The organism is Actinomyces sp. oral taxon 170 str. F0386 (assembly GCF_000195595.1).
Classification (GTDB): domain Bacteria; phylum Actinomycetota; class Actinomycetes; order Actinomycetales; family Actinomycetaceae; genus Actinomyces.
This window is the reverse complement of the sequence record NZ_GL882544.1, coordinates 115,345-133,721: the sequence shown is the minus strand read 5'-3', so window position 1 is coordinate 133,721 and position 18,377 is coordinate 115,345. Positions and strand designations below refer to the sequence as shown.

At 67.4% G+C, this 18,377-nt stretch carries 18 protein-coding genes and 1 tRNA gene; 9 read left to right on the top strand and 10 right to left on the bottom strand.

The window, feature by feature from the left end:
• The 6 genes from HMPREF9056_RS08645 to der all read left to right on the top strand — a co-directional run bounded on the left by HMPREF9056_RS08645 (position 1) and on the right by der (position 6,703).
• A complete protein-coding gene (locus tag HMPREF9056_RS08645) occupies positions 1-873 on the top strand; it encodes a ParA family protein (RefSeq protein ID WP_003784854.1) in 873 nt (290 codons plus the stop codon).
• Positions 863-1,693 carry a ScpA family protein gene (locus tag HMPREF9056_RS08640; protein ID WP_009404500.1) on the top strand — a complete coding sequence of 277 codons (831 nt, stop codon included), beginning with the start codon at positions 863-865 and terminating at the stop codon, positions 1,691-1,693. Before HMPREF9056_RS08645 ends, HMPREF9056_RS08640 begins: the two co-directional genes overlap by 11 nt.
• Positions 1,690-2,289, top strand: coding sequence for an SMC-Scp complex subunit ScpB (gene scpB / locus HMPREF9056_RS08635; protein ID WP_009404498.1), 600 nt, complete (start codon positions 1,690-1,692; stop codon positions 2,287-2,289). The genes HMPREF9056_RS08640 and scpB overlap by 4 nt, the downstream gene beginning before the upstream one ends.
• Positions 2,286-3,260: a pseudouridine synthase gene (locus HMPREF9056_RS08630; protein ID WP_009404497.1), complete on the top strand. Its 975-nt coding sequence runs from the start codon at positions 2,286-2,288 to the stop codon at positions 3,258-3,260. The genes scpB and HMPREF9056_RS08630 overlap by 4 nt, the downstream gene beginning before the upstream one ends.
• On the top strand, positions 3,257-4,417 hold the full coding sequence (locus HMPREF9056_RS08625) for a prephenate dehydrogenase (RefSeq protein WP_009404496.1): 1,161 nt from the start codon (positions 3,257-3,259) through the stop codon (positions 4,415-4,417). Before HMPREF9056_RS08630 ends, HMPREF9056_RS08625 begins: the two co-directional genes overlap by 4 nt.
• 126 nt (positions 4,418-4,543) lie before the next feature.
• Entirely contained in the window at positions 4,544-6,703 is a 2,160-nt protein-coding gene (gene der, locus HMPREF9056_RS08620) for a bifunctional cytidylate kinase/GTPase Der (RefSeq protein ID WP_009404495.1), read from the top strand.
• 14 nt (positions 6,704-6,717) lie between these two features.
• On the opposite strand, the gene HMPREF9056_RS08615 is transcribed toward der, so the two are convergent.
• Positions 6,718-7,239 (bottom strand): glyoxalase/bleomycin resistance/extradiol dioxygenase family protein, encoded by a 522-nt coding sequence (locus HMPREF9056_RS08615; protein WP_009404494.1) that lies wholly within the window; start codon positions 7,237-7,239, stop codon positions 6,718-6,720.
• A gap of 71 nt (positions 7,240-7,310) precedes the next feature.
• Between HMPREF9056_RS08615 and HMPREF9056_RS15005 the strand changes: the two genes are divergently transcribed.
• Entirely contained in the window at positions 7,311-7,835 is a 525-nt protein-coding gene (locus HMPREF9056_RS15005; RefSeq protein ID WP_009404493.1) for a DUF6597 domain-containing transcriptional factor, read from the top strand.
• Here HMPREF9056_RS15005 and HMPREF9056_RS08610 read toward each other — a convergent pair.
• Positions 7,821-8,648 (bottom strand): DNA alkylation repair protein, encoded by an 828-nt coding sequence (locus HMPREF9056_RS08610; RefSeq protein WP_034514326.1) that lies wholly within the window; start codon positions 8,646-8,648, stop codon positions 7,821-7,823. The two genes, HMPREF9056_RS15005 and HMPREF9056_RS08610, sit on opposite strands and share 15 nt — an antisense overlap.
• A 74-nt stretch (positions 8,649-8,722) precedes the next feature.
• On the opposite strand from HMPREF9056_RS08610, the gene pgi reads away from it, so the two are divergent.
• Together pgi and HMPREF9056_RS08600 are read left to right on the top strand one after the other, a co-directional pair.
• Positions 8,723-10,378, top strand: coding sequence for a glucose-6-phosphate isomerase (gene pgi, locus HMPREF9056_RS08605; protein ID WP_009404491.1), 1,656 nt, complete (start codon positions 8,723-8,725; stop codon positions 10,376-10,378).
• 30 nt (positions 10,379-10,408) lie between these two features.
• Positions 10,409-10,705 (top strand): rhodanese-like domain-containing protein, encoded by a 297-nt coding sequence (locus HMPREF9056_RS08600; protein WP_009404490.1) that lies wholly within the window; start codon positions 10,409-10,411, stop codon positions 10,703-10,705.
• 80 nt (positions 10,706-10,785) lie between these two features.
• Here the strand turns inward: HMPREF9056_RS08600 and HMPREF9056_RS08595 are convergent, their stop codons facing one another.
• The 8 genes from HMPREF9056_RS08595 to zwf form a co-directional block, all read right to left on the bottom strand.
• Entirely contained in the window at positions 10,786-11,655 is an 870-nt protein-coding gene (locus tag HMPREF9056_RS08595) for an HAD-IIB family hydrolase (RefSeq protein ID WP_009404489.1), read from the bottom strand.
• A gap of 158 nt (positions 11,656-11,813) precedes the next feature.
• Positions 11,814-12,758: a CAP domain-containing protein gene (locus HMPREF9056_RS08590; RefSeq protein ID WP_009404488.1), complete on the bottom strand. Its 945-nt coding sequence runs from the start codon at positions 12,756-12,758 to the stop codon at positions 11,814-11,816.
• Positions 12,759-13,228: 470 nt separating this feature from the next.
• A tRNA-Pro gene (locus HMPREF9056_RS08585) sits at positions 13,229-13,305 on the bottom strand.
• 96 nt (positions 13,306-13,401) lie between these two features.
• Entirely contained in the window at positions 13,402-13,839 is a 438-nt protein-coding gene (locus HMPREF9056_RS08580; RefSeq protein WP_034514325.1) for an RNA-binding S4 domain-containing protein, read from the bottom strand.
• Between the two features lie 23 nt (positions 13,840-13,862).
• The gene (locus HMPREF9056_RS08575) at positions 13,863-14,924 is read right to left on the bottom strand and encodes an HNH endonuclease family protein (protein WP_009404486.1); all 1,062 of its coding nucleotides are present in this window, start codon (positions 14,922-14,924) and stop codon (positions 13,863-13,865) included.
• Positions 14,925-15,005: 81 nt separating this feature from the next.
• Entirely contained in the window at positions 15,006-15,800 is a 795-nt protein-coding gene (pgl, locus tag HMPREF9056_RS08570; RefSeq protein ID WP_009404485.1) for a 6-phosphogluconolactonase, read from the bottom strand.
• On the bottom strand, positions 15,793-16,761 hold the full coding sequence (locus tag HMPREF9056_RS08565; RefSeq protein WP_009404484.1) for a glucose-6-phosphate dehydrogenase assembly protein OpcA: 969 nt from the start codon (positions 16,759-16,761) through the stop codon (positions 15,793-15,795). The genes pgl and HMPREF9056_RS08565 overlap by 8 nt, the downstream gene beginning before the upstream one ends.
• Complete coding sequence (gene zwf / locus HMPREF9056_RS08560) at positions 16,758-18,341, bottom strand: glucose-6-phosphate dehydrogenase (RefSeq protein ID WP_034514324.1); 1,584 nt, start codon at positions 18,339-18,341, stop codon at positions 16,758-16,760. The genes HMPREF9056_RS08565 and zwf overlap by 4 nt, the downstream gene beginning before the upstream one ends.
• Positions 18,342-18,377: the final 36 nt, after the last annotated feature.

Genomic DNA, 18,377 nt, shown 5'->3' with positions numbered 1-18,377 from the left:
GTGAACGACTCCATCCAGCCAGGCCTGATAGACAACCCCGGCACCGAAGAGAGCGAGGAGAAGGACTTCCCCGTTCCTGCGCCGCTGGAGTCGCACGGCCCCGCGCGGGTCATCTCCATGTGCAACCAGAAGGGCGGCGTCGGCAAGACCACGACGACGATCAACCTCGGTGCGGCGCTGGCCGAGCTGGGGCGCAAGGTCCTCATCGTCGACTTCGACCCTCAAGGGGCGGCCTCGGCCGGACTGGGCATTAACGCCCACGAGCTCGACTCCACGATCTACGACCTGCTCGTCGCCAGCCGTCCGGACATCCGCACCGTCATCCACGAGACCACCGTGGAGGGACTCGACATCGTCCCAGCCAATATCGACCTGTCCGCCGCGGAGGTCCAGCTCGTCAACGAGGTCGCTCGTGAACAGGCCCTCAAGCGGGTGCTGCGTCCCGTCCTCGACGAGTACGACGTCATCCTCGTGGACTGCCAGCCCTCGCTCGGACTGCTCACCATCAACGCTCTGACCGCCTCCCACGGCGTCATCATCCCGCTGGAGACCGAGTTCTTCGCGCTGCGCGGAGTGGCTCTCCTGGTGGAGACCGTCGAACGGGTCAAGGACCGTCTCAACGCCACCCTGGAGATAGACGGCATCCTGGCCACCATGGTGGACTCCCGCACTCTGCACTCGCGCGAGGTGCTCGAGCGCCTGGAGCAGGCCTTCGGTGAGCAGCTCTTCGACACGCGTATCCGGCGGACGATCAAGTTCCCGGACGCCTCCGTGGCTAACGAGCCGATCACCAGCTACGCGCCCTCCCATCCCGGTGCGGACGCCTACCGCCGGCTGGCCCGCGAGGTCATCGCCCGCGGCGATGTCGCCTGAACCGCAGGACCAGGAGTCTCAGGGCCCACCCAGGCTGCCCGGGTTCAGCGTTGCCCTACCCCAGTTCGAGGGCCCCTTCGACCTGCTCCTGAGCCTTATCGCCCGTAAGCGGCTCGATGTCACCGAGCTGGCGCTGGCGGAGGTGACCGACGACTTCATCGCTCACATGCGTTCTGACTGGGACCTGGGGCGAGCGTCGGAGTTCATCGTGGTGGCCTCCACCCTTCTGGCCCTCAAGGCCCACCGCCTCCTGCCCCACGACGAGGACGATGAGGAGCCCGACCTCGAGCTGCTCGAGGCCCGTGACCTGCTCTTCGCCCGGCTCCTGCAGTACCGGGCCTTCAAGGAGGCGGCAGCCGCCTTCCGCCACCGTGCGGAGACCTCCGCACGCAGCCATCCCCGCATCGTGGCGCTGGAACCGCACTTGGCGGCGCTCCTGCCCAGGCTCGTGGCCACCATTACTCCGGAGGAGCTCACTCGGTTGGCGGTCGGAGCCTTTACCCGGCCGAAGGATCCAGGTGTCCAGACCGTCCACCTTCACGAGCGAGTGCCGGTCGGCGAGCAGCTGAGTCTCATCGCGCTGAGGCTGCGCCGCGAAGGAACCTTGACCTTCACCCAGATCATTGAGGACGCTGAGCGCACGGCCGTCGTCGTGGCCCGGTTCCTGGCGCTGCTCATCCTCCACCGGCAAGGCAGCGCCGCGCTGGACCAGATCGAGGCCATGGGTGAGATCACCGTGACCTGGTGCGCAGGACAGGATGATCTGACCGGCATGATGGCCTCCAAGGACCTGACCGAGCTTGAGGAGGAATTCGCATGAGCGACGCCGTCGAGCCCCAGCTGCGCAGCGCCGCCGAGGCTATCCTCATCGTCGCCGACGAACCGGTGGTCACCGCCTCGATCGCCGAGGCCCTCGGCATCGAGGAGCGATCGGCCGAGGAGCTGCTCGAGGACCTCGCCGCCGAGTACCGGGGAGAGAAGCCTGGCAGCCGATCCCACGGCTTCCTCCTGCGACGGGCGGCCGGCGGTTGGCGCTTCGCCTCTGTTCCCGAGCACGCCGACCTTGTCGAGCAGTTCATCGTTGGCGGAGCCACCGCGCGCCTGAGCCAGGCCGCGCTGGAGACCCTCGCCATCGTCGCCTACCGCCAGCCGGTCACCCGCGGTCGCGTCGCAGCGATTCGCGGTGTCAACGTTGATGGCGTCATGCGCACTCTGCATGCCCGCGGCCTCATCGAGGAGGCCGGAGCTGAGACCTCCGGTGCGATTCTGTACCGGACCACGGGGGACTTCCTGGAGTACCTGGGAATCGACTCCCTGGACGAGCTACCACCCCTGGCTCCCTACCTTCCCCGCGTCGAGGCACTGGGGGAGATCGTCGAACAGGCCGATGAGATGGCCGGTAGGAGGACCCCATGACCCCGAAAAACCACCACGCCCGAACCGAGTCCGTACCCCACAGCGATTTCGGAGCGCAGGAGTTCTATGACGAGGACGACCTCGAGGAGTTGGACGAGGAGACTGACTCCGCCTACCTGGCCGCCTTCGACGCCGAGGCCATCGACGAGGACGAGGAGTCCCGTCTGCTGACCATGCGTGAGCGCGCCTCCAAGGGCGGTCAGGACGACCCGCATGTCGCCTCCGGACAGCGGCTGCAGAAGGTGCTGGCCCACGCCGGAGTCGCCTCGCGCCGCGCCTGCGAGCAGCTCATTGCCGACGGCCGCGTCAGCGTCGACGGCATCACCGTCACTGAACCGGGCGTCAGGGTGGACCCGCTGACCCAGGAGATCCGTGTCGACGGCAGCCGGATCCTCACCAACCCCGAGCTCATCACCCTTATGCTCCACAAACCGGCCGGCGTCGTCACCACCATGGAGGACCCCGAGGGCCGCCCGACCGTGGCCCAGTACGGACTCGACTACCTGGCCGAGCACCCCGAGCTGCCCGACTCACTGCGCCTGGTGCACGTGGGCCGTCTCGACACCGAGACCGAGGGGCTGCTCCTGCTGTCCAACGACGGCGAGCTCTCCCACCGGCTCATGCACCCCAGCTTCGAGATCGCCAAGACCTACGTCGCCATCGTCGAGGGGCAGGTCGAGCCCTGGGTGCCGCGCAAGCTGCGGCGCGGCATCGCGCTCGAGGACGGTGAGACCCGGGCGGACCGAGTCACCGTCAAGGACTCCGGGCCACGCGGCTCCATCGTCGAGATCACCCTCCACTCCGGCAAGAACCGCATCGTGCGGCGCATGCTGGACGCCGTCGGCCACCCGGTCACGCGCCTGGCGCGCACCAGGCTGGGACCGCTGCGGCTGGGTAACCTGCGCCCCGGTGAGACCCGCCCGCTCAGCGGCGAGGAGATCGCCGCGTTGCAGCGGGAGGTCGGGCTGTGAGCACGCCCGAGCCGCGGACGTCTGTGTCCACGCACGGCCCGGTACTCATCGTCGGCACCGGGCTGCTGGGAACCTCGCTCGCCCTGGCGCTGTGGACGGCGGGTGTCGAGGTCCAGCTCTCCGACACCTCGCCCACATCACTGGCACTGGCCCGAGACATGGGGGCGGGAGCACTTCATGGGAAGGACAGCCCCGAGCCACAGATCGTCGTCGTGGCGACTCCTCCCGACGTGACCGCCGACGTCGTCGTTGCGCAGCTGACCGCCCACCCGAATGCCGTGGTCACCGACGTCGCCTCGGTCAAGGAACGGGTTGTTGCCGAGGTCCGGGCCCGAGCGGGAGCGGAGGCGTGCCGGTACGTCGGCTCCCACCCGATGGCCGGCCGGGAGCGCTCGGGCGCCGGCGCCGCGGACTCCGACCTCTTCGCCGGGCGCCCCTGGGTGGTTGTCGGCCAGGACTCGGATCCGGAGGCCGAGCTCATCGTCAGGAACCTGGCGGTGGATGTGGGGGCCACCCCGGTGCGCATGGGGGCGGCGGAGCACGACGCTGCCGTCGCCGCCGTGTCTCACATGCCTCAGCTCATCTCCTCGCTCGTGGCCGCCCGCCTGGAGGAGCTGGGGGAGAGCGCCCTGGCCCTGTCGGGTCAGGGACTTCGCGATGTCACCCGGATCGCGGCCTCGGATCCGCGCCTGTGGTCGGCGATCATCGTGGGCAACGCCGGGCCCGTGGCCGATCTGCTGCGCCAGATCAGCGACGACCTGAGTGCGCTGATCGAGGGCATCGAGGCGGCCGCCTGCGAGCCGGACAGTACCGAGTACACGGCTCCGGGAGCTGCCCATGCCATTGCCCCGGGAGCCGTCGGAGCGATCACCGACGTCATGGCCAGGGGAAATGCCGGACGGGCCCGTATCCCCGGAAAGCACGGTGGGGCGCCGCGCCGTTATGCCGAGGTCCAGGTCCTCGTGCCCGACGCCGCCGGCGAGCTCGGTCGGCTCTTCTCCGACGTCGGCGCCGCCGGTGTCAATATCGAGGACTTCTCCCTGGAGCACTCGGCCGGCCAGAGCGCCGGGATTGCGCTCATCTCCGTCCTGCCGGCAGCCGCTCAGGGGCTGGAGGAGGCCCTGGACGTCAAGGGCTGGCGCGTCGTCGCGGGTTGAAACCAGTCAATCCGTTTGCGGAAGTCCCTGTGTCAGTACTCATGGGGCCTGATCCGCAGTATCGCGCCGGAGTGTGGGACGCTTGGCCCAGTTCATGACCGGAATCGGACCCTGCTGGAGGACACCATGGGAATCGTCGTCGCGATCGACGGGCCGAGCGGATCGGGCAAGTCCACCGTCTCGCGGCGTGTGGCCGCCACACTCGGACTGGCTTACCTCGACACCGGTGCGATGTACCGGGCGGCCGCCTGGTGGTGCGAGCATGAGGGGGTCGACTTGGCCGATGAGACGGCCGTCGCCGATGCCGTCGCCGCGATGCCGCTGCACATGGGGCTGGACCCCGAGAACCCCACCTTCACCGTGGACGGTACTGACGTTGCGGCCGCGATCCGTGACCCGCACGTCGCCACGATCGTCTCCAAGGTCGCCACCAACCTCGAGGTACGTGCCGAGCTGGCCCGCCGTCAGCGCGACGTCATCCGTTTCGAGGCGACCGGGCACACCGGCTCCTTCTCCGGAGGAGCCGGCATCGTGGCCGAAGGACGTGACATCACCACCGTCATCGCCCCCGACGCCGACGCCCGCCTGCTGGTGACCGCTTCGGAGGAGGCCCGCCTGGCCCGCCGTGCAGGGGACCTGGAAGCCGCCGGCAAGCAGGTCGACGCCGCCGCCCTGCGCGACCAAGTGGTGCGCCGCGACCGGGATGACTCCACGGTCTCCCAGTTCCTCACCGCGCCCGAGGGCGTCACCCTGGTGGACACCTCGGAGCTGAGCCTGGAGCAGTCCGTCGAGCGGGTCCTGGACCTGGTGGAGGAGGCCGCCGACTCCGCCGCCCGGCGCGACGCTGAAGAGGACCTGCGAGCCCGGGCCATGCGCGAGGGCCTGGGTGACTATGAGCTCGATGAGGAGGACCTCGCCCTCCTGGATGCCGACGGCGGCCTGCCCGCCGGTGACAGCGTCGAGCCCGGGCTGCCGGTCCTGGCCGTCGTCGGCCGGCCCAACGTGGGTAAGTCGACACTCGTCAACCGGGTTCTGGGCCGCCGCGAGGCCGTCGTCCAGGACACCCCCGGTGTGACCCGTGACCGAGTCTCCTACCCGGCGGAGTGGGCCGGGCGCCGCTTCACCATTGTCGACACCGGCGGCTGGGAGGTGGACGTGGCCGGCCTCGATGCCGCCGTGGCCACCCAGGCCGAGGTCGCCGTCGAGATGGCCGACGCGGTCCTGCTGGTCGTCGATGCCCAGGTCGGCATCACCGAGACCGATGCCCGCGTGGTGCGGATGCTGCGCCGCAGCGGCAAGCCGGTGGTCTTGGCCGCCAACAAGGTCGACTCCCCGGCGCAGGAGGGGGACGCCGCCACTCTGTGGAACCTGGGGCTAGGAGAGCCCTTCCCGGTCTCGGCCCTGCACGGCCGGGGCAGCGGCGAGGTTCTCGACGCCGTTATGGAGGTCCTCCCGGAGGTCTCCGCCGTGGCCACCGCAGCGCCGGAGGGGGACCTGCACCGGGTTGCCCTCGTGGGGCGGCCCAATGTCGGCAAGTCCTCGCTGCTGAACTCCATCGCGGGCAGGGAGCGCGTCGTCGTCAACGAGACCGCGGGCACCACCCGTGACCCGGTCGACGAGATCATCGAGCTCGACGGGCGCCAGTGGGTCTTCGTCGATACCGCCGGGATCCGCCGGCGCGTCAAGCAGTCGCGGGGCGCCGACTACTACGCGGTGCTGCGCACGCAGGGCGCCATCGACAAGGCCGAGGTCGTCGTCGTCCTTCTGGACGCCTCCGAGCCGATCAGCGAGCAGGACGTGCGTGTCGTCCAGCAGGTCGTCGACGCAGGCCGCGCTCTGGTCCTGGTCAACAACAAATGGGACCTGGTGGACGAGGAGCGTCAGAAGATGCTCCTGTGGGAGGTCGAGCACGATCTGGCCCACGTCTCCTGGGCCCCCCATATCAACCTGGCCGCCCGGACGGGCTGGCACACCAACCGGCTCGTGCGTGCCTTCGACGCCGCCCTGGAGGGCTGGACCACGCGTGTGCCCACGGGCCGGCTCAACGGCTTCCTGGGCCAGCTGCAGTCCGCGACCCCGCACCCGGTGCGCGGCGGTAAGCAGCCCCGCATCCTCTTCGCCACCCAGGTTCAGGTGGCCCCGCCCAGGATCGTCATCTTCACCACCGGCTTTCTCGACGCCGGCTACCGGCGCTTCATCGAGCGCCGCCTGCGCGAGGAGTTCGGCTTCACCGGCACCCCCATCCAGATCGGAGTGCGCGTGCGCGAGAAGCGCCAGCGGCGCTGAGCCTTGAAACGGGCTCAGTTGCCAGCCGCGGCCTGCTCCTTCTCCTTCTTGGCCCATGCGGCAACACGCGCCGCGCTCTCCTCCTCGGACAGATCCTCGACCCGGGTCATGACTGCCCACCGCACGCCGAAGGGGTCGCGGATAGAGGCGAACCTGTCCCCGGACACGAAGGTGTCAAGCGGTTCCAGCAAGGTCGCGCCGGCGGCAGTAGCCCGCTCAACGACGGCATCGACGTCCGGGCAGTACAGGCCGATCGAGTAGCAGACCGGCTCGTCCGACGGGGTCGCGACCAGACCGGACAGGGCGGACGGCTCACCGATCTGGATCCTGCCGTGACCGAAGTCGAGCTCCGCGTGGACGACCGCCCCCTCGATCTCGACACTGTCCACGATGCGCGCCCCGAAGACGTCTCGATAGAACCGAAGCGCCCGGTCGGCGCCGTCGATGGCCAGAAACGGTGTGATACTGGTGAATCCGTGCGGAGTCCCGTGAGTCGTGTACTGACCGGTGGCTCCGGATACGTTGCGTGTACTCATGTCAACGACTGTAAGAACGATGAAATGCCTTCGCTTGAAGATCTGCGACAGTTCCGGAAAGGTGAGGAACCGTGCCTGAGACGACCGCTGATCAACGGGGGATCCTCTATCCCTCCAAGCTTCCGACTTTTCACCGCGAGCCTGTGTCCGAGGCACTGGCCGACCGCGTCCGCTGGATCTGGATTCCGCGCTGGAACCTGCCCGCAGGACAACGGGACCGGCAGGAGGTTCTCCCGTTCCCCGCTTGTAACCTCGTGGTTGAACCGGACGGCATCACTCTGCACGGCCCGACGACGAGCATCTCCTATCGCGAGCTGGAAGGCCGGGGGTGGGCTGTCGGAGCTCTACTCACGCCGGTGGGGGCATCCCCCTTGTGCTCACCCGCCTTGATTCGGGATGCCCATCAGCCAGTTGAGGACTCCGATCTGTATACCATCGTCTCGGAGGCCATGGCGGACCCGGACCTGGAAAAGGGGAGGCGCCGAGCTCGGATACGCCGACCACGCCCACCTGACTGCCGACTTCCGACGAGTCCTGCGGTTTTCACCGAGCCTGTACCGACAGCAGACCATCAGCGATCGTCAGGCTCTCAGTGACCGGTAGTGGGCTCGAGCCTCTGGGGTGAGCCGCTCGATGGCGTAACGCAGCATCGTTCGGGGCATGTGCGCGGCGTACTGGTCAAGAAATGCGACGAGCGAGGCCTCATTGACGCGCTTGCCCGCCTCCCGCAGCATCCAGCCGACCGCCTTGTGGATGAGATCGTGAGGATCATCGAGCAGCCGCCGGGCGACGGCATAGGTCGGCCAGTCGGTGCCGGCCCGGGTGGTGGCGAAGGTGGACATGACCGCTACGCGACGCTCCCACACATTGCTGCTCGTGATGAGATCACTGATTCGGCAGGGCAGCCCTTGCGCTCCCGCGAGAGGAACGAGGAGCCAGGCCCCCACGAGGTGCTCAGCCGAGGTGTCCACCAGGTCCCAGTTGTTGACCAGGTCCCGGCCGACCCAGTCCAGATATCTCCGCCCCAGCTCCTCGCGTCTGGCCAGCGCCTCCTGGACAGTCTGCGAATCGGGAGCTCGCTGCGCCCGTCTCGAGCCCAGCAGACGGCTGATTCGCTTGGCCTGAGCGACGGCGACGCACAGCGCGGCCATCCGCTCCTCGTGCCAGAGGTCGGCCACCAGACGCTCCAGCTCGTCGTCGTTGAGGACGGCGCGCTTCGCAACGGCGCGAACCTGCGGGACGGGCACGCCGTGGAAGCGGTCGCCCTCTCCATAGCCACCGGGCACGGCGCGCAGGTAGCGGGCGACCTGTGCCGCCTTGGACTCGTCGGACAGTTCGACCAGGGCGGCGCGCACGGCATCGGCAGAGGTGAGAACCGCCTGGCGTGTTGTCGGTGCTTCAGGAACCATCAAGGACTCCGGAGTCGTGGGAACGCTCGGCGCCGGAAAGTGGCGCGCGGCTGTGACACCCATAGACTGTAGCCATGCTGAATCCGGTTGATCCCACCACCACGCCCGCCTGGAAGCGCCTCACCGACCTCCACGACTCCATGACTCCGGACCTGCGCGCCTGGTTTGCCGACGATCCCGAGCGCGCCGAGCGCTTCTCCTACGAGCTGGGGGACCTCTACGTCGACCTGTCCAAGAACCTGCTGACCGACGACGTCCGCGACGCCCTGGCCGAGCTCGCCACCCAGGTGGACGTCCCGGGCCGCCGTGATGCCATGTACGCCGGCGAGCACATCAACATCACCGAGGACCGCGCCGTCCTCCACACGGCCCTGCGCCGCCCCGCAACCGAATCCTTGACCGTGGACGGGCAGGACGTCGTCGCCGACGTCCACGAGGTCCTGGAGAAGATCTACGCCTTCGCCCGCCGTGTGCGCTCGGGGGAGTGGACGGGCATCACCGGCAAGCCCATCAAGACGGTGGTCAACATCGGCATCGGTGGCTCCGACCTGGGGCCGGTCATGGTCTACGAGGCGCTCAAGCCCTATGTGCAGAAGGGCCTTCAGTGCCGTTTCATCTCCAACATCGATCCCACCGACTGCGCGGAGAAGGTCTCCGATCTCGACCCTGAGACGACCCTGTTCATTATCGCCTCCAAGACCTTCACCACCCTGGAGACCCTCACCAACGCCCGCATGGCCCGCGACTGGTTCCTGGCCGCCCTGAAGGGCAAGGGCATTGAGACCGACGGCGCCATCGCCAAGCACTTCGTGGCCGTGTCCACCGCCCTGGACAAGGTCGCCGAGTTCGGCATCGACCCGGCCAACGCCTTCGGCTTCTGGAACTGGGTGGGGGGACGCTACTCCGTGGACTCCGCTGTCGGCACCGTCCTGGCTGTGGCCATCGGCCCGGAGAACTTCGCCGACTTCCTCTCCGGCTTCCGCACCGTCGACGAGCACTTCGCGACCAAGGCCCCGGCCGAGAACGTCCCCATGCTCATGGGCCTGCTCAACGTCTGGTACGTCAACTTCTTCAAGGCCGGCTCCCACGCCGTCCTGCCCTACGCCCAGTACCTGCACCGCTTCGCCGCCTACCTCCAGCAGCTCACCATGGAGTCCAACGGCAAGTCCGTGCGCTGGGACGGCAGCCCCGTGACCACTGAGACCGGTGAGGTCTTCTGGGGCGAGCCGGGCACTAACGGCCAGCACGCCTTCTACCAGCTCATCCACCAGGGCACCCAGCTCATCCCCGCGGACTTCATCGCCGTGGCCAATCCCGCCCACCCCGTCAAGGACGGGGGAGTGGATGTCCACGAGCTGTTCCTGTCCAACTACCTGGCTCAGACCGCCGCTCTCGCCTTCGGCAAGACCGCCGAAGAGGTACGTGCGGAGGGAACTCCTGAGGAGATCGTCCCGGCCCGCGTCTTCACCGGCAACAAGCCGACCACCTCGATCCTCGCCCCGGCACTGACTCCCGCGGTCGTCGGGGAGCTCATCGCCCTCTACGAGCACATCACCTTCACCCAGGGCATCGTGTGGGGCATCGACTCCTTCGATCAGTGGGGCGTTGAGCTCGGCAAGAAGCTGGCCCTGGAGATCGCGCCCGCCGTCCAGGGGGACGAGGCCGCTCTCAAGAACCAGGATGCCTCCACCCGGGGCCTCATCACCTGCTACCGCGGACTGCGCAAGTAGTCGCTCTCACCGGAATGGAGGAGTTCTGACGTGAAGGAGATCAAGGTCGATGAGCTGCGTAGGCGGCTTGAGGCGGGGGAGGACCTCGTCGTGCTCGATGTGCGCGAGCCCGACGAGGTGGCGCGTTCGGCGATTTTCGGCTCGGTCGACATACCGCTGGGGCAGGTAGTCGATCGGATGAGCGAGCTCGACCCGGCCAGGCCCACCGCGGTCATCTGTGCCGCCGGCGTGCGCTCCGCCAAGGCGATCGAGGCGCTGACTACGGCCGGCTACGCCGGCGAGCTGGTCAATGTCACCGGTGGCATGAAGGCCTGGCTGAGCCAGTAGCCCCGACAGTCAACGCGCTGAGAAGCACCCCCTGGGACGGTCCCGGACTCGCGGATTCGAGACCGTCCCGGGTCCCAGCTTCAGTTCCGAGGGCGTGAGCGCCGAAGCAGTTCCTCAACCGTGCGCAGCACGCCGTCCTCGGTGTTGGCCGGTGCCGTGAAGGCGGCCGCCGCGTGGATGCCGGGGTGAGCGTTGCGCATGGCGAAGCCCAGGTCCGCGTGCTCGTAGAGGTCCAGATCGTTGAGGTAGTCGCCGAAGACAGCCGTCTGCTCGGGAAGGACCCCCAACCTGGCCTGAAGCGCCGCCAGCGCGCGTCCCTTCGAGGCCTGCGGGGACGTCATATCCACCCAGTGCAGACCGGACACAGCGGTTTGAACATTCGGAACCGCCGCGGTCAGCGCCTGCGAGCTTCCGTTCTCGACGTCGTCGAAGTCGAAGACGGCGACCTTCAGTACCTCATCCAGGGGGACGGTCATGAGGTCGTCAACGACCTCCAGCGCTTCGTAGTACAGCCGGGCCTGAGCCAGGAAGGCGGGGTCGGACCGTTCGATGTAGGCGCAGCGTTTGCACGCCACCACTGCGCCGACGTCGTAGCCGGCACTCACCAGCTCCCGAGTTGTGACGACGGCGGCAGCGGCGTCCTCGGCGCTGATGGTATCGGAGTGAATCTCCTCGTTCCCGTGGACGGCGAGGGCCCCGCTCTCCGCGATGAGCGGTGAGTCATCAATGACACGTCCGAGAACCGCACGGATGTTGGCCAGCTGTCTGCCCGAGGCGGGAACGAAGAGGATACCGGCCTCACGCATCTGGGCAACGACCTGGTTCAGCCCGACAGGTACGCGTCCCTCGCCATCGATGAGGGTACCGTCCATGTCTGTGACGACGAGGCGGAGATCGATCTCGGCGGGTAGCGGAGTAAGGAACTCTGGTTCGAGGGGAAGACGCTTCACACAACCATCCTCTCAAGAATGATGCCTCGATGTGGACGGCGAATGACAGGAGAGACGCGGAAGAGACACCGTGAGACACAACGACGAGCGCCTGTTGCCCCACACGGTGGTGGGCAACAGGCGCTCGTCAGAGGAACGGCTCGTGCTGTACCTGGAAGTCAGCTGGCCTGGCGGCGACGCATGACGAGGAAGGCACCGGTGCCCAGCAGGCCAGCAGCGACGACGGCGACAGCGATGCTCGGGCCGGTGGTGGCCAGTGCGGGCTTCGTCGGAGTGGTGCCGGGAGCGGCGACCGCCGGAGTCGAGGACGGCTTGGCAGGAGTACCGGTGGCCGTCGTGGTGGTGGTCTTCGTAGTCACCGTGGTGGCCGGAGCCGACGGGGTCGGCGTGGCCCCAGGGGCGGTGGTCTCGGTGGCCGGGGGAGCGGTCTGAGTGGTGGGAGGAGTCGTCTCGGTCGTGGGTGCGGACGGCGTCTCCGAGGGAGTCGGCGCGGGAGTAGGAACGGTGGTGTCCGTCGTCGGCGGGGTGTTGCTGGTTGACGGAGGCGTGTTGCTCGTGGTCGTGGGGGTCAGCGGGGTGTTGCTGGGGTTGTAGGCGGCGAAGTTCTGGGTGGCGTACCACTTGCCGCTGGAGGTCTGGGCGAAGCCGATGCCGATGGAGTTGACGTTGGGGTCGACCATGTTCTTGTAGTGGCCGGGGGAGTTGAGCCACTGGTCGAAGATCAACGCGCCAGTGTCGCCACCCGTGGTACGCCAGGCCACGTTCTCAGATCCTGTGGTCCAGCCGGCCGGGTAGGCGGAGGTGAAGTCGGGGCGGTGGTCCATGATGTCGGCGCTGGCCTGGTGCTCCGACCAGTCCTGGGCGACGGCGTCGAGCTCCTGGTACCGGGTCACAGGCTTAAGACCCAGGCTGCTGCGGAGCTCGTTGACCTTGTTCAGGACGGTGTTGGCGTACTGGACACCGTCAGTGGACACCTGGGCCGGAACAGCCGCGGCCGCGGCAGGTGCACCCTGAGGAGCGGCCGGAGCGGCCAGGGCGGTCGAGGAGGCGGTCAGCGGCACGACGGCGAGCGCAGCTGCGGCGATGACGCGCTTGATGTTCATGTGTCGTTCTCTCTGATCGGGGATATGAGAACACGGTTGGATTTGGCACCCGGTTATGAACCGATGCGCAGGATGCTGTGAGACACCCTCGATGTCGGTGTTCACTCAACCACAGTCCAGAGCGTCTCGCATGTTATTGGCTTGTGACGTTTCTGACCGCATTTGGCGCCTGGCTGAACTGGAGGGGTTAATACAGTCGCCACACTTTCGTGTTGCTGTGTCATCAAAAAGCGGAGAGGCGCTCTTGGTAGGACGCAAATGGCGTCGTTCCAACGTTTATGAGGATGTAATTAACGTGAAGGAAGGAGACTGGGAGAGAAATAAGAATAAATATACTCGATGGTTGTTATTCAAGGTGTGGATGTGGTTGGTGTTGATGAGAGGGTGGACATAAAAATGCGGCAGCCTTGCTGCAAAAATGTATTGTCTAATAAAAAATCCGCACCTTGCGAAGGTACGGATCCTTGTGCTGGTCGGGCTGGCGGGATTTGAACCCACGACCCCTTGACCCCCAGTCAAGTGCGCTACCAAACTGCGCCACAGCCCGTTGACTCGCGGCAACTGGCCGCTCGCAACGAGTAGAACCCTAACCCATGCTGTGGCTCCTTCAGAAATCGGTCAGTGGTGAGGCCGCTCACCCCGGTCAGTGGCGGTCATCCTGATGACGGCCGCCTCCCATGAGAGCGTCGAGCTGCCGCCTCTCCTTCTTCGTGGGCCGTCCAGCACCCCGATCCCGGATGACGGCGGCAGGCGAGTCCAAGGGGGACGGACGAGGGGGAGATGAGTCGATGTACGCGGTGCGGGCGATCGGGGCACCCACGCGCTTCGTGAGGACTCGAGTAATGGTCAGGAGCCGATCGAAACCGTTGACGCGGTAGCGGACCTCGTCTCCCACGGAGATGTGCTGCGCAGGTTTGGCGGTCTCCCCGTTGACACGCACGTGGCCCGCCTTGCAGGCACTTGTCGCAGCCGAGCGGGACTTGACCTGCCGTACGCTCCACAACCAGACGTCGATTCGAGCCGAGGCTGGTCCGCCTCCTTCGCTGGCGCCGTGGTGTTCGGCCTGAGAACGAGCTGCCATGACGACATCCTAAGCGGACGAGCTCAATGGCGTGTTCTGGACCTGAATCGACGACGTCTCGACCTGCGCCCGCGAGCACGCCCACGCATAATCAGCCCCCATCCCAGTGCGAGGGCTCCGAGCGCTGCTAACGCCGAGTAGACGGGAGTACGCCATACGGTGGAGCCCAACTCCTTGACGGTACGAGTGGCCTGTTCGGTCAGCGAGTCGGCTCCGTCGCCGCCGGCGAGGCAGTCGGTCAGAGTAGAGCGCAGCGCCTCCCTGTCGGCCTGGGGCAGACCGAGACGGTAGGCGCCCGCCACGGAGACGAAGCGACGTGCGTAGGTGCAACGGTAGGAGGTGTTGACCGGCCACCAGCCACCCGGGCCAGTAGGTCGCCAGCTGCCGGTTTCGGTGGAGCCGACGGGGCAGCTCGCTGGGCCGCAGGCGCCCTTGGCCTGATTCGCCTCTCCGTCAACGGCGATGAGGTTCAAAGGGTCGTTGGCCACTAGGAGCCGAGTGCGCTCATCCCACTGCCAGGCGCCGTGAGCATAGACGTAGTTCAGCGGCACCACGTGGTCGATCTGCACGGCGGCGGAGGTGTCCTGACCTCGAGTGAAGGCGATCCTCTTACCGGTGTAGGGATCCTGGAGCGTGCCGGACCAAACAGTGGCGTCGGGGCACGCTCCCGCGCCCTGTCCACGTCCCTCCTCACGATTCTGCGCGCCGTCGGCTCGGGAGAAATCGGTATCCGTGAGATCTCGGGCCAGGATCTCGTTACGGGTGTCGCAGCCGTCACCGTCAACGTCCGTCCAGGCCTCTCCGAACCAGCCGGTGCGGGATCCTCCCTCGCTCCAGGACTGTGCAGCAGGAGCATCCTCGGGCAGTTCAGACAGTGCTTCGAGAGACGCCCCGGGTGACAGGATGAAGCCCGCCCGCTGGTCCCACGGCGCCTCGTGAAGGGCCGCGAGCTCAGTGGATGCGGAGTCCTGGGGCGTCTCTGCAGAGGTGTCGCCGGCCTGGACCGGCAACGCCGTCACCAGGCCCCAGACGCAGAGCGTGCCAAGGACACCGAAGCGCGTGGAGAACCGGCCGGGGAAGCTCATGAGACAAAGGTAGCCGTCCGCGCCGATACGCAAGGTCTCCCTGCATCGGCTCACCCCACAGGAACCAGGGGATCTGGAACGTCAGGCGTTGTTGTGGCTCACGGTGGCCGGCTCATCCAGGTACCAGGTGGTCTCCCGGCCCCGGCAGCACGAGGCGGGTGCCCTGACTGCATCGGGTGTGCCCAGACCCAGGCGTACAGCCTCAGCCTTGCCCTCACCACCGGCCACCACCATGATCCGGCCAGCGCGCTGCAGGGCCTCGAAGGTCAGGGAGTAACGCTCGGGAGGAGGTTTGGGCGAGCTGCGGACAGCCACGGCGGGGGTTCCCACCGCGAGCGCGGCCGGGTGTCCCGGAAAGAGCGAGCAGACATGGGCATCAGGCCCCAGTCCCACATGGACGACGTCGAAGCCGTCGCTGGTCAGGCCTGCAGTCTCAAGCTCATGGATCATGCGGGCCGTGGCCTCATCCAGTCCACTGGCGTCCTGCGGCCCGGCCAGACGATGCACTTGGGACTCCGGCACGCCGGCCGCAACGAGGGGAGTGGCCAGTAGGTCGTTGCGCTCGGTGTCGCCTGCGGGCACAAAGCGCTCGTCACCGAACCACAGGTGGATGCCGCAGCGTACAGGCTCGGACTGGGCGGCGATCAGCGGAGCCAGAGACTCTGCCAGTGCGACTCCACCGGAACCGCCCGTCAGCGCCAGGTGGGCGACTCCTCGCTCGGCAACCGCCTCAGCCAGGATCCGCACCGTGTCCTCACAGGCTCGCTGGGCTGCATCAGTCAGTGTCGGTGCGACGACGACGGCCGGTGCCGGGGCTGCAGCCGCACCCATCTGGATCTCGACGAGGGCATGTCCGTCGGTGGGGTTGTCAGTCATGTACAGACTCCTCGAGCAGTGTGGCCAGGACCTCCTGATAGACGAGATCAGGGGTGAGTCGGCGCAGCTCCTCGTTGAGGGTGCTCACGGGCTCGCGACGGGCCATGGTGACCACCTGGGGCTCGGGGGAGCCGGGACGGGTGATCGTGACCCTCTCCAGGTCGTGACGGGCGATGACGACGTCACCCTCGTCGGTTCTGGCCGTGATGGACGAGATGCCTTTGAAGCCCTCCTCGTCGACTCGCGTCACAGGCACGTCCAGCCGCAGCCGCAGCCAGGCGATCATAAGGGACAAAGAGGAGTTACGAGGCTCGCCGGCCACGACCACCTCACGTAGCCTGCCCGAGCGCAGGAGCGGGTCCAGCGTCGAGGCCACCATAGCGCGCCACAGGGTGATCCGGGTCCAGGCCAGGTCGATGTCGCCGCGAACGCTTACCGGCGCCAGCTCGCGCAGCGCCATCGCCGGAAAGTCCTGAGCAGGAGTGTTGGTGATCCGTGTGGAGCCTAGGCGGCCCAACGGATCCTGAGAGGGAACCTCGGGGACGGTCGTGGGCCACCACACGACCACTGGTGCCTCGGGCAGAAGGAAAGGGACGACCAACGTGTCGGTGTGCAGCGCCGCCTCGTCCCAAGGACGCAGGACCAGCGTCTCACCTGCACCGGCATCGTGGCCCACGCGGATCTCCGCGTCCAGGTGCCCGCCGGCCTGAGCGGGAACGTGCCCGTCACGGCTGCGCGGCATCGCTCGATCGCTCTCCTCCTCAGGCGGCTTGACGACCGCGATGACTCGGCACGGGTGGTCCCGGCTGGCTCCGTGGGCGGCGCACAGAGCCTCCTCGAGCCCCGCCTCGTCTGTGGAGATGACCAGCGTCAGTACCCGGGAGGAGCCGGAGGTGCCCTCGTGCTCCACGAGCCGGGAGACGATCCGGGAGGTGGTCGTTGCGGTCAGCGTGGTGATCATGAGCGCCTCCAGGTGCGGCCGTCACGGGCGAGGAGTTCGTGGGCACTGGCCGGTCCCCAGGAACCGGGGCGGTAGCCCTCAGGGCTCCCTCCGGCGGTCCAGTGCTCGATAACGGGGTCGAGGATGCGCCAGGACAGATCGACCTCGCGCTGGTGGGGGAACAGCGGGGCGTCACCCAGGAGCGCATCGAGGATGAGACGCTCGTAGGCCTCCGGTGACTCCTCGTTGAAGGTGGCGCCGTAGCCGAACTCCATGGAGACGTCCCGCAACTCCATCTGGGTACCAGGGACCTTGGAAGCCAGCCGTAGCGTGATCCCCTCATCGGGCTGGATCCGCAGCACGATCGTGTTGGCTCCTACGGCGGTGGTGGCCGCGGACTCGAAGGGGAGGAACGGGGGCTTCTTGAAGACGACCGCCACCTCGGTGACCCGGCGAGTGAGGCGCTTACCGGCGCGCAGGTAGAACGGCACTCCCGCCCAGCGGCGGTTGGCGATCTCCAGGCGCAGGGCCGCGAAGGTCTCGGTCCGGGAGTCGGCAGCGACGCCGTCCTCCTCCAGGTAGCCCTTCACAGGCAGTCCTCCCTGGAAACCGGCGTCGTAACGGCCTCGGGCCGTGGTGAGATCCAGGTCCACGACACCGTCCCGCTCCAGGCGCACGCAGTCGAGCACCTTCTCCTTCTCCAGACGCACCGCGGCGGCGTCCATGCTGGTGGGTTCCTCCATGGCGGTCAGCGCCAGGAGCTGGAGCAGGTGGTTCTGGATGACGTCACGCGCCGAGCCGATGGTGTCGTAGTAGCCGGCCCGGGTGCCGATACCGATGTCCTCCGCCATCGTGATCTGGACATGGTCGACGTAACGCTGGTTCCACAGCGGCTCGAACATCGTGTTGGCGAACCGCAGCGCCAGGATGTTCTGCACCGTCTCCTTGCCCAGGTAGTGATCCACTCGGAAGACATCATCGGGACGCACGATCCGACCCACCAGGGCGTCGAGCTCACGGGCACTGGCGCGGTCGTGCCCGAAGGGCTTCTCGATGACGACCCGCCGCCAGGCGTCGGCCGACTCCTCGACAAGTCCCGAGCGGGCGATCCGCTCGGTGACGGCCGGGAACCAGCCCGGTGGGATCGACAGGTAGAAGGCGCGGTTCCCCCGGGTGCCCCGGGTGGCGTCGAGGTCGTCCACGACCCGGGTGAGCCGCTTGTAGGCGGCGTCGTCCTCGAAGGAACTGAACTCAACGAAGCGCATCCCTGCTGCCAGCTGCTCCCAGATCGCGGGACGCCACGGGGTGCGGGCACCGGCCCGAGCCGACTTCTCCACGTACTCGCGCAGGTCGTCGTCGGACCAGGAGCGTCGGCCGACCCCTACCAGGGAGAAGCTGGGGGAGAGCAGGCCACGGTTGGCCAGGTCGTAGATGGCGGGCAGAAGCTTGTGGCGAGCGAGATCACCGGTGATGCCGAACATCACCAGGACGCAGGGGTCAGCGATACGCGGTAAGCGAAGGTCGCGGGCATCGAGAAGCGGGTTGGCTGCTCGCGCGGGCCGCGACAGCGGTAACGGAGTCGCAGAGTCGGAGCTGGACACGTCAGCCTTTCTGAGATTCGACAAACGGTGGATCGG